Genomic DNA, 13,885 nt, shown 5'->3' on the forward strand with positions numbered 1-13,885 from the left:
GTTACCCAACCGTGACCAGTCAGGAGATCCCCCATTTCCAGCTACGCGGACCCCCATGAGCAGCACGTGACCGCCCTCTCCCTCGCGGCGGCCTCCCTCCCCGCACAGGCCACCGAGGCGGCCGAGACTCCGGCCGTTCCCGAGGTCGGCTGTCCCACGGCCGACGGCCGGACGGTGCTCTACGCCGGCAAGACGACCGCGTCCTACTTCTGGGACGACGGATCGGGCGTCAACGGCGACACCGGAGCCCCCGCGTCGGGCGAGCCGATGCAGAAGGGCCTGGCGGCCAGCCCGAGCTGGCCCATGGGCACCAAGGGCTATGTGATCTACCAGGGCAAGAAGGCCGAGTTCTTCGTCGGCGACCGCGGCCCGGGCGTTCCCTCCAGCAGCGGGGTCATGCTCGATCTCGACGGCAAGACGTTCGCCGAGCTCACCGGCGGCACCTGGGACAGCGACTCGCTCACCGTCGAGGGCGCGGGCGGGCTCGGCCACATCCCGGTGAAGTACGTGATCACCGAGTGGGGCAAGGGACGCGGCAAGACGGGCGCGCCCAAGCCGTTCTCCACCGGCGCGTACGGCGTGCGGGACCAGGCCGAGCCTCCGCCGCCCTGCCCGACCGCGGCCCCCGCCCCCTCCGAGGAGTCGCAGACCACCGCCTCCACGCCGGCTGCCAAGGCGGCCCCCGAAGCGGCCGCGAAGGCGGCCCCGGCGCAGCCGCTCACGCCGGCCTCTCCCGCTCCCGCCGAGCAGGCCCAGGCCGCCGCGGCGGCCATGGCCCCCTTCGCCGGCGGGCAGGACGCGGCGGGCGGCGCGTCCCCGGCTGTGCCGGCGGGCGGCGCCGGGACCACGCCGGCCGCCGCGACCGGTACGGCGTCGGTGCAGGCCGTCACCCCCGTGTCCGCCACCGGCGACCCGTCCGGCGGCGACGACGCGGCTCCCGCCGTCTCCGCCGCGATCGTGGTGTGCGCGCTCGTCGCGGTGGGCGCGAAGGCGGTGCACAGCCGGGTCACCCGCCGGCCGAGCGGCGAAGAGGCCCAATAGGGGCGCGCGGGAGAGGCGGGGCTACCTCCTGCGGCCCCGCAGCGCTCCCGCCACCCGGTTGAACACCCGGTCCCACTCGGAGCCGAACGGGTTGTCCTGCACCAGGTAGGTCCAGGTCGCCGTGGGCCGCTTGAGGCCCTGGTCCGCCAGATCGCGGGTAACGTCGGCCTTTTCGAAGGTCTCCCGGGAGCGCCGTTCGACCTCGTCCAGCATCGCCCGGTAGGCGGGGACGGCCTCCCGGTTGAACTCGTCCAGCGGGTTGAGCCGCCCGAGCGCGCGCAGGTGGATGCCCTCGCGCAGGTCGGACAGGAAGCCGAGGTGTTCGGTCCAGCACTGGTCGAGGTGGTACAGCACGATCTGCCGGGCCGCCCGCTCGACCGCCTCCTCGCCCGCCGTCTCGCACAGCTCGCGGTAGCGCTCCGGGCAGGCCGACTCCAGCGCCCGCGCCCCGGTGTCGCCGTTCAGCACCCGGTCGCGCTGTTCGAGCACCTCGGCCCGCTGCCGCTCCAGCAGCCGGGTGTACCGCCAGGTGTTGCGGTGGATCTCCAGGTTCACGCCCTCGGCCACCCGCTGGGCGTGCGCCACGAGCGCGTGCGCGTCGGGATTCCGTACGGCGCCGTCGGCGTCGGCGGGCGGCAGCGACTGGTCCGGCGCGTAGACGGTCAGGAGCGGGTCCTGCCCGCTGACGAAGAACACCGAGCCGCCCGGGTCGCCCTGCCGCCCGGCCCGGCCCCGGAGCTGGTCGTCCAGCCTGCTGCTGTCGTGCCTGCCGGTGCCGATGACGTAGAGCCCGCCGAGCGAGGCGACCTCGTCCTCCTCGCCGGGGTCGCCCGCGCCGAGCCGGATGTCGGTGCCGCGCCCGGCCATCTGGGTGGAGACCGTGAGGGCCCCGCGCCGTCCGGCCCGCGCGATGATCTGCGCCTCCTCGGCGTCGTTCTTCGCGTTCAGGACGGTCGCGGCGAGCCCTCTGGCCTCAAGGGCCCCGGCCAGGCGCTCGGACTCGGCGACGTCGAGCGTGCCGACGAGGATCGGCTGCCCGGTGGCGTGCCGGGTCTCGATCTCGTCCAGCAGCGCCCCCTCCTTGTCCTCCACGGTCGCGAAGATCCGGTCGGGCTCGTCCACCCGTACGCAGGGGCGGTTGGGCGGGACGACCACGACGGAGAGGTCGTAGAACTCGCGGAGCTGCTCGCCCACGGCGACGGCGGTGCCGGTCATGCCGCACACGCGGGGGTAGCGGTGGATGAGACCCTGCACGGTGATCGAGTCGAGGATCTCGCCCGTCTCCGACGCCTGCAGGTGCTCCTTGGCCTCCACGGCGGCCTGCAGCCCGTCCGGCCAGCGCTGCAGCGCCGCGACCCGGCCGCGCGAAGTGTTGACGAGCTCGACCTTGCCGTCCCTGACGATGTAGTCGACGTCCCGGGTGAGCAGCGTGTGGGCGTGCAGCGCGAGGTTGACCTGCGTCACCACGCCGGGGTGCTCGTAGAGGTCGACGCCGAGGGCCTTCTCGACCGTGTCGGTGCCCTTGGGGGTGAGGAAGACGGCCCGGCCCTCCTCGTCGATCGTGTAGTGGTAGCCGCGCGACAGCCGCCGTACGAGGGCCGCCATCTCGGGGAGGGCCGTCCCCGCGTCGGCCGCGCCGGCCAGCACCAGGGGCACCCGGGCCTCGTCCACCAGCACCGAGTCGGCCTCGTCGACGAGCGCGACCTCCGGGGCCGGCACGACCAGCTCGGCCGGGTCGGTGCACAGCCGGTCGCGCAGCACGTCGAAGCCGAGCTCGCTCACCGCCGCGTACGTGACGTCGCACGCGTACGCCTTCCTGCGCTCCTCCGGCGTGGAGGTCTCGGCGATCCATCCGGCCGTCAGGCCCAGCGTCTCGTACAGCGGACCCATCCACTCGGCGTCGCGGCGGGCGAGGTAGTCGTTCACCGAGACCACGTGGACCCGGGAGCCGCGCAGCGCGTACCCGGCGGCCGCCATGGCCCCGACGAGCGTCTTGCCCTCGCCGGTGGCCATCTGCGCGACGTGGCCCTCCAGCAGCGCCAGCATGCCCGCGAGCTGCACGTCGTACGGCCGCTGGCCGAGCGCTCGGACGGCCGCCTCCCGCATCACCGCGCAGAAGTCGGCGGTGCCGACCCAGGCCGGGTCGGCGACGGCGGGGCGAAGCTCGTCGCGCCGGCCGGCCTCGGCCGCACGCCCGGCCGCCTCCGCCGCGACCCGCTGGAAGGGGGCGAGATCGACGCTTCCCGGCTTCTCCAGGAACCGCCTGATCCATCGACCTACCCGCGTCACATCCGCTCCAACGACTCTTGGGTCCGACTGGTTCCACATGCCCGGTTCATGGTCCCACTATCTGGGAGGTGCGACAGGTGAGCGTACCTGACACTCCCTGACAGGTACGGACGGCAGCATGGCCGCATGACAACGATCGCGAAGCTCATCGCCGTGACCATCGACTGTGCCGAGCCGAAGAGGCTCGCCGACTTCTACTCCCAGATCACCGGGCTGCCGGTGCAGTATGCCGAAGAGGAGTACGCCGGCATCGGCGACGACACGACGACCATCTACTTCCAGCGGGTGCCCGAGCGGAGGGCGCCGTCCTGGCCCGGCGCGGACAAGCAGTTCCACCTGGACTTCCGGGTGCCCGACGTGGCCAAGGCCGTGGAGGAGTACGTCGCGCTCGGGGCGACCAAGCCGGAGTTCCAGCCGGGCGACTGGGTCGTGCTCGCCGACCCGGAGGGTCACCTTTTCTGCGTCTGTCCGGAGAGGTCCTGAATCGGGCCACAGTGTGGCCGACTCTCCTGACGATGCAAGAAGCGTGATTACATCGCGTGATCGAATCTAGTCTCTCCGTGATCGATTCCCGCGGGCAGGGGGCCCGCCCGATGCGATGCGGAGGCATTCATGACGACTCGATCAGCGGCCCGTCCCGGCCTGGTTCTCCTCGCGGCGACTCTCGCCTGCACGGCGGGCCTGCTACCGGCCGGACCGGGCACGACCGCGGCGAGCGCGCAGTCGCGGGCGGCCGTCGCCCCGCCCCGGATCGGCGTGCTCAAGGTCGGCGGCGACGCCCTGGTCAAGGAGGGCGGTCTGTCGGCGAGCTGGGTGCTGGAGCACGACGGGGTCGTCCAGATCGCGCTGGCCGGTGACCGGATCGGCGTCCTCACCGGGGATGGCAGGGCCTGGGTGAAGCAGGGGGGCCTGTCCACCAACTGGGTGCTGGAGCACGACGGCGGTGTCAAGCAGCTCGCGCTGGCCGGCGACCGGATCGGCGTCATCACGGGGGACGGCAGGGCCTGGGTGAAGGAGGGCGGCCTGTCGGCGAGCTGGGTGCTGGAGCACGACGGCGTCAAGCAGCTCGCGCTGTCGGGTGACCGCATCGGGGTGCTGACGACCGACGGCAGGGCCTGGGTGAAGGAGGGCGGCCTGTCGGCGAGCTGGGTGCTGGAGTACAACGGCGTCAAGCAGCTCGCGCTGGCCGGCGACCGGATCGGCGTGGTCCGGGCGGACGGCGTCGCGCTGGTCAAGGCGGGCGGGCTGTCCGCCACCTGGGTGACCGAGAACACGGCGGTGAAGCAGCTCGTCCTGGCCGGCGACCGCATCGGGGTCGTCCGGGGCGGCGGCGCGGCGCTGGTGAAGGAGGGGGGCCTGTCGGCCACCTGGGTGACCGAGAACGTGGACGTCCTCGAACTCGCGCTCGCGGGCAAGCGGATCGGCGTGCTCAGGGTCACCGGCGAGGCTTTGGTCAAGGAGGGCGGGCTGTCCGACGCCTGGGTGACCGAGAACGCCGGGGTCGTCGGCATCGCCCTGTCCAGCGGCACCGACTGATCGGACACCGCGGGTTCCCGGGATCCTCGGGTCCCGGAAGCCGCGATTTCGCGGACGTGGGGAGTGGGCCCGGAAGGTCCTGAGAGCCGCGGGTTCCCGTGGCGCGGACCCACTCCCCCTAAACTTGCGTGGTGATTTCTGGACACACCGCCGGCTCCCGGCACCCCGGCCGGCGCCCATGATCTGGGCGGGAGTGGCGATCGCCCTCGTCGGGGCGCTCGGGTACGCGCTGGGCGCGGCGCTGCAGCAGTTCGAAGCCGTGCGCGACGGGGCCACGCTCGCGCTCGTGCGCAGGCCCCGCTGGCTGATCGGCGGGGTGATCGGCTTCGCCGGCGCGTCCCTGCACGCCGTGGCGCTCAGCGTGGCCCCGCTCGTCGTCGTCCAGCCGGTGAGCGTGGCGACGCTGGTCTTCGCGGTGCCGCTCGCCGCCACGCTGCACGGCAGGCGCCCCCGGCGGGCCGAGATCACCGGGTCGATCGCGGTGGCGGTGGGCCTGCTCGGCCTGATGCTGCTGGTCCCGGCGCACAACGTGACCCCCGTGCTGTCGGACGCGAACGCCCTCGCGCTGATCGGCTGCGTCGCCCTGGTCGCCGCCGTCACCTTCACCGCCGCGCGCCTGCTGCGGGGGCCGCTCAAGGCGCTGCTGATGTCGGTCGGCGCCGGAGCGGTGACCGCGACCGTGTCCACGTTCGTCCGGGTCGTCGGCGGCGGGCTCAACGGAGACCTCGGACGGCTGCTCCACTGGTTCACCCTGGCCATCCCGGTGCTGCTGGTCTGCGCCATCGTGCTGCTGCAGAAGTCGTACGCCGTCGGCTACTTCGGGATCGCCTACGCCGGAGTCCAGGTCGTCGATCCCCTCACGTCGGTGACGGCCGGGGCCGTGCTGCTGGGCGAGTCGCTGCCCACCGGACCCGACAAGGTGGTGCCCGCGCTGCTGGCCGCCGCCCTGCTGATCGCGGGGACGGTCACCCTGGGCCGCTTGGCCCCCGACCACTCCAAACCCGCTGTCGTACGCGGCGAGCCCGGCCCGCGCGAGGAGCCGGTGAACGCGGCGACGCCCGAGGCGGCCTGACCCCTCGGCCGCCCGGTGCTGGCGGCGCTCAGGCCGGCCAGCGGAAGACGTCGTCGAACTGGCGCACCGCGACGGCGGGCCCGAGCATGCCCGCCGCGCGCAGCGCGCCGTCGCGCAGGGCGACCGCCAGCGGGTCACGCCAGCCGCTGACCCGCCCGACCAGCCGCGACCGCCGCACGATCGGCGTCGTGCGGGCCAGCCGCTCCCGGCTGTACGCGGCGAGCCCCGCAGTGACGTCCGGGGCGGGGCCGCCGCCCGGTGAGACGTGCCGGGCGAGCACGACGGCGTCCTCGATCGCCTGGCAGGCGCCCTGCCCGAGGTTGGGCGTCATGGGATGCGCCGCGTCGCCCAGCAGCGCGATCCGCCCGGAGTGGAGCGCGGGCAGCGGGGTGTCGAGGGAGTAGATGTCATGGCGCAGCACCGCGCCGGGCTCGGCGGCGGCCAGCAGCCCGGGGATCGGGTCGTGCCAGCGGCCGAACAGGCGGATCAGCTCGTCCTTCTCGCTCTCCGCGCGCAGGCCGGCGGGGACCGGCGCGGTGGCGTAGCAGTAGACCTGGCCGCCCGCCAGCGGCATCACCCCGAACACCAGGCCCGCCCCCCAGGTCTCCGACGCGCCGACCGGTCCGGGGAAGGGGACGAGCGCCCGCCAGCTCGTCACGCCCGCGTAGCCGGGCTCAGGGTGGCCGGGGAACAGCGCCGCGCGGGTCCGCGACCGGATGCCGTCCGCCGCCACGACGAGATCGGCCTGAATCGTCTCCGTGCCGCCCGTGCCGCCTGTGCCGCCTGTGCCGCCCGCCGAGGTGGCGAGGGTGACCAGGCCCGTCCGGGGGTCGGCCGACACGGCCCTTGTGCCCAGGCGCAGGGCGCCTCGCGGCAGGCGCGCGGCGAGGATGCCGACCAGCGCCGACCGGGTGAGCAGCACGATCGAGTCGCCGTACCGCGCGGCGGCGTCCTCGGCGGTGGTCCGCGACAGCCAGCGGCCGGACGGCCGCCAGAGGCCCGCCTCGCCCTGGATCGCCGAGAGCTTCCTGACCTCGTGCCCGAGGCCGATCATGTCGAGGGCCCGCAGCGCGTTGGGCGCGACCGCGAGGCCCGCGCCGACCGGCTCGATCGAGGCCGCCTGTTCCAGCACGGTCACCTGCCAGCCGTTCCGCGCCAGGGCCAGCGCCGCCGTCAGCCCGCCGATGCCCGCCCCGGTCACCACCGCGTGTGCCATGCCCGGCCTCCTTCACTACAGGTGTAGTCACACGCTACTACGCCTGTAGTGCGCCCGTACGATGGGGGCCGTGAACAGTCAGCGGGCGGTCCTCGTCGCGGACGCGGCCATCGCGATCCTGGCCGAGCGCGGCATGCGCGGGCTGACTCATCGGGCGGTCGACGAGGCCGCCGGCCTCCCTCCCGGGTCCACGTCGAACTGCGCCCGCACGCGTGCGGCGCTGCTGGAGCTGACGCTGGCCCGGCTGTCCGAGCGCGAGGCTGCGGCGCTCTCCACGGTCGTGTCCGCCCTCCCCTTCGGCGAGGGGGGCGCCGCCGACCTGACGGAGCTGCTCGCCGCCTTCGCGTACGCGGCGATGACCGAGCACCGGGAGACCACCGTCGCCCGGTACGAGCTGGCGCTGGAGGCGAGCCGCCGGCCGGAGCTGCGCAGGCTGTACGACGAGCTGGGCCGCCGCATCCGTGAGCCCGCCGTCGCCATGCTGGCCGCCGCGGGCTCGCCCGACCCGGTGCGGCGGGGCGGGCAGATGGTGGCCTACGTCGACGGCCTGCTGTTCGACGCGGTGGCGGGCGCGGGCGGCATCCCCTCTCCCGAGGATCTGCGGGCCGCCTGTGAGGACCTCATGAGCCTGTTCCTCCGCGGCTGAGCAGCGCCTCCATCCGGCCTTCCAGGCGGGCGCGATGGGCCGGCCACTCGTCGTCGAGGATGGAGTAGAGCGGGCTGTCGCGCCAGGTCCCGTCGGGGCGGCGCAGCTGCCGGCGGAGCACGCCCTCCCGCACACCGCCGATGCGCTCGATGGCGGCCTGCGACCGCAGGTTGCGGACGTCGGTCCGCAGCACGACACGGGTGAACCCGAGAGCGAAGGCGTGGTCGAGCAGCATGATCTTGCAGTCGGTGTTCACGCCCGTGCGCCAGTGGGCCCTGGCGTACCAGGTGGACCCCACCTCCACGCTCTCGTCGAAGCCGCCGACGTCCCAGTAGGCGGTCGAGCCGATCGCCCGCCCGGTCGCCTTGAGGATCACGGCGAACTGGACGGTCAGCGGCCTGGCGAGGAGGCCCGCCACGTGGCGGCGCATCCCCTCCTCCGAGGCGGGGAAGATCCGCGGACTGAACCGCCACACCTCCTCGTCATCCCGGCCGGCCGCGTACAGGTCGGGGACGTGGCCGAGGGTGAGGGGCTCCAGCCGTACGACGCGGCCGTCGAGCACGACGGGCGCGGGCATCTTCGCGGTCATGCGGCCGACGCTACCGAGAGCGCGCGGCACGGAGAACGGCCACTTCGGAGGCATCGCCGAGGACCACTTGTGCAGCCGTGTCGACACGCATACCGGCTGGTCGGTACGCTCACGGGGTGGACGCCGACCCGCCCGGCCTCGATCTCGCCCGCCTCGCCGGGCACCTCCAGCGCGCGGGCCTGACCGAGGGGCCGCTCACCGCCGAGCTGATCGTGGGCGGAAGGTCCAACCTGACGTACGTCGTCCGCGACGCCGCGCGGACGTACGTGGTGCGCCGGCCGCCGCTCGGGCACGTTCTGGCCACGGCCCACGACATGGCCCGGGAGCACCGGGTCATGAGCGCCCTGCGGGACACGCCGGTCCCCGTGCCGCGCATGTTCCATCTGTGCCGGGACGCCGAGGTGATCGGCGCGCCCTTCTACGTGATGGAGCACGTCGAGGGCGGGCAGCCGCCGCTCACCCCCGCCCTCGCCCACGCGCTGGTGGACGTGCTGGCCGCGCTCCACTCGATCACTCCCGGGAGCGTGGGGCTCGGCGACTTCGGCAGGCCCGAGGGCTTCCTGGAGCGGCAGGTCGCCCGGTGGAAGCGGCAGCTCGACGCCTCCCGCAGCCGGGACGTCCCCGGCTTCGACGACCTGTACGAACGCCTCGCCCGCGACGTGCCCGCCGAATCGGGGGCTCCGGCGATCCTGCACGGGGACTTCAAGCTCGGCAACACGCTGGTCGCCGACGGCGAGGTGCGGGCCGTGCTCGACTGGGAGATGTCCACGCTCGGCGACCCGCTCACCGACCTGGCGCTGTTCCTCCTGTACGGCGAGGTCTCCGCGCTCGACCCCGCCGCGGGCCGCGCGGTCGGCGCGACGGGTGAGGCGGGCGGCGAGGCGCCGCCCCTGCCGATCGAAACGGGGGCCGACCTCGCCGCACGGTACGGCGAGGCGTCCGGCCGCGACCTGTCCCGATTCGGCTGGTACGCCGGCCTCGCCTGCTTCAAGCTCGCGGTGATCGCCGAGGGCATCCACTTCCGCCACACGATGGGCCTCACGGTGGGGGAGGGCTTCGCCGGGATCGGCGAGCAGGTCGCCCCGCTCGTCGCCCGCGGGCTCATGGAGGTCTGAATGCACTTCGCGTTCGACGACAGGACGGAGGAGCTGCGGGCCCGGTTGCTCGCCTTCATGGACGAGTGCGTCCTTCCGGCCGAGCGCGCCTTCCACGAGCAGGCGGCCCAGGTCCGGGCGGCCGGCGGCTGGGGCCCGCCGCCGCTGCTGGAGGACCTCAAGGCCGAGGCCCGCTCGCGCGGCCTGTGGAACCTCTTCCTTCCAGGAGAGCAGGGCGCGGGGCTGACCAACCTCCAGTACGCCCCGCTCGCCGAGATCATGGGCAGGTCACCGGCCATCGCCCCGCCCGCGACCAACTGCGCCGCCCCCGACACCGGCAACATGGAACTGCTGGCGGAGTTCGGCAGCGAGCGGCAGCGGGCGGAGTACCTGGAGCCGCTGCTGGCGGGGGAGATCAGGTCGGCCTTCGCCATGACCGAGCCCGAGGCGGCCTCCTCCGACGCGACGAACATCGCGACCTCCATCAGGAGGGACGGCGACGAGTACGTCGTCAACGGCCGCAAGTGGTACATCACCGGCGCGATGAACCCGAACTGCCGGGTCTTCGTCGTGATGGGCAAGACCGACCCCGGCGCGCCCCGGCACCGGCAGCAGAGCATGGTGCTCGTGCCGCGTGACACCCCCGGTCTCACCGTACGGCGCGGCATGACCGTCTTCGGGTACGACGACGCCGACCACGGCGGCCACGCCGAGGTGGTGTTCGAGGACGTACGCGTGCCCGTGGGCAACCTGGTCGGCGAGGAGGGCGGCGGCTTCGCCATCGCCCAGGCGCGGCTCGGGCCGGGACGGATCCACCACTGCATGCGGCTCGTCGGCATGGCCGAGCGGGCGGTGGAGCTGACGTGCCGCCGGGTGCTGTCGCGCGAGGCGTTCGGCGGGCCGCTGGCCCGGCAGGGCGTGATCCAGGACTGGATCGCCGAGTCGCGGGTGCGCATCGAGCAACTGCGCCTGCTGGTGCTCAAGACGGCCTGGCTGATGGACACCGCCGGCAACCGGGGCGCGCACACCGAGATCCAGGCCATCAAGATCGCCGCACCCGCGACCGTGGAGTGGATCCTGGACAAGGCGATCCAGGCGCACGGCGCCGCCGGGCTGAGCCAGGATTATCCCCTCGCCGCGCTGTGGGCGGGGGCGCGGGCGCTGCGCTTCGCCGACGGTCCCGACGAGGTCCACAAGCGGTCGCTGGCCCGCCGCGAGCTCAAGAGACACATGGGGTGATCTTCTGGTGACATGGGATGAGGCGTCAGTCGCCGAGCGTGCCGCGGCCTTCCTCGCGGCGCACGACCCGGCGGCCATGGACCGCCTGGAGTTCCTGCGCGCCCGGTTCGACGCCGGGCTCGCCTGGGTGCACTTCCCCGAGGGCCTCGGCGGCCTCGGCGCCCCCCGGGAGCTGCAGGCCGTGGCCGACCGGGAGCTGAGGGGCACGCCCGACAACCAGCCCGGCCGCATCGGCATCGGCCTCGGCATGGCCGCCCCGACGATCCTCGCCTTCGGCACCGACGAGCAGAAGAAGCGCTTCCTGCGCCCCCTCTGGACGGGTGAGGAGGTGTGGTGCCAACTGTTCAGCGAGCCCGGCGCCGGTTCCGACCTCGCCACCCTGGCCACCCGCGCCGTACGCGAGGGCGACGAGTGGGTGGTGAACGGCCAGAAGGTGTGGACGTCGAGCGCGCACACCGCCCGCTGGGGCCTCCTGCTGGCCCGCACCGACCCCGGCGTGCCCAAGCACCGCGGGCTGACCTACTTCGTCTGCGACATGCGCGCGCCCGGCGTCGAGGTGCGCCCGCTGCGGCAGATCACCGGCGAGGCCGAGTTCAACGAGGTCTTCCTCACCGGGGTCCGCCTGCCCGGCGCGCTGCGGCTGGGCGAGACCGGCGACGGCTGGCGGGTCGCGCAGGCCACGCTGATGAACGAGCGGGTCGCCATCGGTGGCATGCCGGTCCGCCGCACCATGATGGAGGTCGTCGCCGACACCTGGCGCTCCCGGCCCGAGCTGCGCACCCACGACCTGCACCAGCGGCTGCTGCGGCTCTGGGTGGAGTCGGAGGTCATGCGCCTGACGGCCGCGCGGCTGCGCGAGCAGCTCGCCGCCGGGCACCCGGGACCGGAGGGCTCGGGCATGAAGCTCGCCTTCGCCCGGCTGCACCAGGAGCTCTCCGGCCTGGAGGTCGAGCTGCTGCGCGAGGACGGCCTCGGCTACGACGACTGGACCTTCGGCCGCCCCGAGACGGTCGACTTCCTCGGCCGGGAGGCGGGCTACCGCTACCTGCGGGCCAAGGGCAACTCGATCGAGGGCGGCACCTCGGAGATCCTGCGGAACATCATCGCCGAACGCGTGCTCGGGCTGCCCGCCGAGCCGCGTGCCGACAAGGACGTCGCGTGGAAGGACCTCCCCCGATGACCCTGCTGTACACGGAGGTGGAGGAGGAGCTGCGGGCCGCCGTGCGCGACCTGCTCGCCGACAGGTGCTCCCCGTCCGCCGTGCTCGGGCGCGCCGAGTCCGGCACGCCGTACGACGCGGAGCTGTGGAAGACGCTGGCCCGCGAGATCGGCGTGGCCGGGCTGCTGGTGCCCGAGGAACTCGGGGGCGCCGGGGCGTCGGCCCGCGAGGCCGCCGTCGTGCTGGAGGAACTGGGCCGCGCCGTGGCGCCGGTGCCGTTCCTCGCCAGTGCCGTCCTCGCGACCCAGGCGCTCCTGACGGCGGGGGGAGAGGCGGCCGGCGAGCTGCTGGGCCGTCTGGCGGCCGGGGAGGCGACGGCCGCGCTCGCGGTGCCGTTCGCCGCCTCGCCGTACGCTCCTCCGGCCCCCGCGGCCGTCCTCGGCGAGGACGGCACGGTGACGGGCACCGTCGGCGGCGTGATCGGCGCGGAGATCGCCGACGTGCTGCTCGTCCCGGTACGGCTGACGCGGGGCACCGCCCTGTGCGCGGTGGAGGCGTCCCCGGCCGGATCCGCCGGAGGGACCGTACGGGTGACCCCGGCCACCTCGCTCGACCTGACCCGGCCGATCGCGACCGTGTCGTTCACCTCGGCTCCCGCGCGCGTCCTCGCCACCGCCGGCGGCCCGGAGACGCCGTGGGTGCGGGAGGCCCTGCTGCGCGGCGCGGGGCTGCTCGCCTCCGAACAGCTCGGGATCGCCGAGTGGTGCCTCGCCACCACGGTCGCGTACGTCAGGGAACGCAGGCAGTTCGCCCGGCCGGTGGGGTCGTTCCAGGCGGTCAAGCACCGGCTGGCCGACCTGTGGCTGGAGATCGCGGGAGCCAGGGCGGCGGCCCGGAACGCGGCCGCCCGGCTGGCGGAGGCGCCGGTCGCGGGACCGCCCGGCGGCGACGCGGCGGTGGCCGTCACGGTGGCCGTCGCCGTGGCCCAGGCGCACTGCGGAGCGGTCGCCGTCCACGCCGCCGAGGAGTGCGTGCAGCTTCACGGCGGCATCGGCATGACCTGGGAACACCCCGCGCACCTGTACCTCAAGCGGGCCAAGGCCGACCAGATCGCCCTGGGCACGCCGGGCGACCACCGCGAGGCCCTCGCCGGTCCGGCGGACCTCCCCGCGCCGGTCTGACCTCTCAGAGCCGCTTCTCAGAGCCGCTTCTCAGGGACGCAGTGATCTGAGCAGGAGGTCGGCGAAGTGGCGGCCGACCTCCTCGCCGGTCAGCGGGCCGTCCGGGTGATACCAGGTGCCGAGGTGGTGGACCGAGCCGAAGAAGAAGTCGACCACCATCTCGGCGGGGATGTCGTCGCGGAAGACGCCGTCGCGCTGCCCCTCGGCGACGAGGCCGCGGAACCGCTCGTGGTAGCGGCGCCGCTCGGCCCGCACGGTCTTGTAGGTCTCGGGGGCGAGCTGGTGCATCGACCTGAAGAAGATCTTGGAGTCGTCCAGGTTGTCGACCGTGGTCACGACGACGTCCGTCGCCGCCGCGTGGAGCCGCTCGGCCACCGGGCCCCCGGCGTCGGCGAAGCGGTTGAGCCGCTCCATCTGCAGGCGCAGCACCCGGGCGTAGATCTCGTGCAGCAGGTCGTCCTTGGACCCGAAGTAGTGGTACATCGCGCCCTTGGTGACCCCGGCCGCCGCGACGATCTCCTGGACCGAGGTGCTCTCGAAGCCCCTCTCGGCGAACAGCCGGGTCGCCTCGGCGAGCAGGCGCCGCCGTACGGGCTCCTCCACGGGCGCGCCGCCGGCGGCAGGTGCGGAGCGATCCGATACACGCCGGGCCATCCTGACCTCCTCGTCGTCCGGCCCAAGCATACCGACTGGTCGGTCGCTGCCGGGGGACTGCGCTGCTCGGTAATGCGTGATCCAAGGACTGGCGGAATCGCATTACTTCCCTCACCTTAGGAGGGTTGGGATTCCCGCTCGGGTATCCCGGGAGAAAGCCGCATGCAGA

The 13,885-nt window shown here is 73.9% G+C and carries 13 protein-coding genes; 9 read left to right on the forward strand and 4 right to left on the reverse strand.

The features are described 5' to 3' along the window. The first annotated feature begins 66 nt into the window (after positions 1 to 66). On the forward strand, positions 67 to 1,041 hold the full coding sequence (locus tag HHX40_RS17590; protein WP_396788002.1) for a hypothetical protein: 975 nt from the start codon (positions 67 to 69) through the stop codon (positions 1,039 to 1,041). Between the two features lie 21 nt (positions 1,042 to 1,062). On the opposite strand, the gene secA2 is transcribed toward HHX40_RS17590, so the two are convergent. Further along, a complete protein-coding gene (gene secA2 / locus HHX40_RS17595; protein ID WP_310738158.1) occupies positions 1,063 to 3,330 on the reverse strand; it encodes an accessory Sec system translocase SecA2 in 2,268 nt (755 codons plus the stop codon). 126 nt (positions 3,331 to 3,456) lie between these two features. On the opposite strand from secA2, the gene HHX40_RS17600 reads away from it, so the two are divergent. From HHX40_RS17600 to HHX40_RS17610, 3 genes are all read left to right on the forward strand, one after another. After that, the gene (locus tag HHX40_RS17600; RefSeq protein ID WP_111699286.1) at positions 3,457 to 3,813 is read left to right on the forward strand and encodes a VOC family protein; all 357 of its coding nucleotides are present in this window, start codon (positions 3,457 to 3,459) and stop codon (positions 3,811 to 3,813) included. Between the two features lie 129 nt (positions 3,814 to 3,942). Next, on the forward strand, positions 3,943 to 4,866 hold the full coding sequence (locus HHX40_RS17605; RefSeq protein WP_182881437.1) for a peptidase S1: 924 nt from the start codon (positions 3,943 to 3,945) through the stop codon (positions 4,864 to 4,866). A 178-nt stretch (positions 4,867 to 5,044) separates the two neighbouring features. After that, positions 5,045 to 5,938: a DMT family transporter gene (locus HHX40_RS17610; RefSeq protein ID WP_182881438.1), complete on the forward strand. Its 894-nt coding sequence runs from the start codon at positions 5,045 to 5,047 to the stop codon at positions 5,936 to 5,938. Positions 5,939 to 5,966: 28 nt separating this feature from the next. Here the strand turns inward: HHX40_RS17610 and HHX40_RS17615 are convergent, their stop codons facing one another. After that, positions 5,967 to 7,154, reverse strand: coding sequence for an FAD-dependent monooxygenase (locus tag HHX40_RS17615; RefSeq protein ID WP_182881439.1), 1,188 nt, complete (start codon positions 7,152 to 7,154; stop codon positions 5,967 to 5,969). Between the two features lie 70 nt (positions 7,155 to 7,224). Between HHX40_RS17615 and HHX40_RS17620 the strand changes: the two genes are divergently transcribed. After that, positions 7,225 to 7,800 (forward strand): TetR/AcrR family transcriptional regulator, encoded by a 576-nt coding sequence (locus HHX40_RS17620; RefSeq protein ID WP_310738159.1) that lies wholly within the window; start codon positions 7,225 to 7,227, stop codon positions 7,798 to 7,800. Here HHX40_RS17620 and HHX40_RS17625 read toward each other — a convergent pair. Beyond that, entirely contained in the window at positions 7,775 to 8,389 is a 615-nt protein-coding gene (locus tag HHX40_RS17625; RefSeq protein ID WP_182873912.1) for a GNAT family N-acetyltransferase, read from the reverse strand. The two genes, HHX40_RS17620 and HHX40_RS17625, sit on opposite strands and share 26 nt — an antisense overlap. Before the next feature lie 116 nt (positions 8,390 to 8,505). Here HHX40_RS17625 and HHX40_RS17630 point away from each other — a divergent pair, with 116 nt between their 5' ends. Genes HHX40_RS17630 through HHX40_RS17645 form a run of 4 tightly spaced genes read left to right on the forward strand, consistent with a single transcriptional unit; the run spans position 8,506 to position 13,062 of the window. Continuing rightward, positions 8,506 to 9,504 (forward strand): phosphotransferase family protein, encoded by a 999-nt coding sequence (locus HHX40_RS17630; protein WP_182881441.1) that lies wholly within the window; start codon positions 8,506 to 8,508, stop codon positions 9,502 to 9,504. Further along, positions 9,505 to 10,722, forward strand: coding sequence for an acyl-CoA dehydrogenase family protein (locus tag HHX40_RS17635; RefSeq protein WP_182881442.1), 1,218 nt, complete (start codon positions 9,505 to 9,507; stop codon positions 10,720 to 10,722). A 7-nt stretch (positions 10,723 to 10,729) separates the two neighbouring features. Then, positions 10,730 to 11,902, forward strand: a complete 1,173-nt coding sequence (locus tag HHX40_RS17640; protein ID WP_182881443.1) for an acyl-CoA dehydrogenase family protein — start codon at positions 10,730 to 10,732, stop codon at positions 11,900 to 11,902. Further along, a complete protein-coding gene (locus tag HHX40_RS17645) occupies positions 11,899 to 13,062 on the forward strand; it encodes an acyl-CoA dehydrogenase family protein (protein ID WP_182881444.1) in 1,164 nt (387 codons plus the stop codon). Before HHX40_RS17640 ends, HHX40_RS17645 begins: the two co-directional genes overlap by 4 nt. A 30-nt stretch (positions 13,063 to 13,092) precedes the next feature. Here HHX40_RS17645 and HHX40_RS17650 read toward each other — a convergent pair whose 3' ends face one another. After that, positions 13,093 to 13,716, reverse strand: coding sequence for a TetR/AcrR family transcriptional regulator (locus HHX40_RS17650; protein WP_182873907.1), 624 nt, complete (start codon positions 13,714 to 13,716; stop codon positions 13,093 to 13,095). Between the last annotated feature and the right edge of the window lie 169 nt (positions 13,717 to 13,885).

This window comes from Microbispora sp. H10949 (assembly GCF_014161435.1).
In the GTDB taxonomy this organism is placed as follows: Bacteria; Actinomycetota; Actinomycetes; order Streptosporangiales; family Streptosporangiaceae; genus Microbispora; species Microbispora triticiradicis.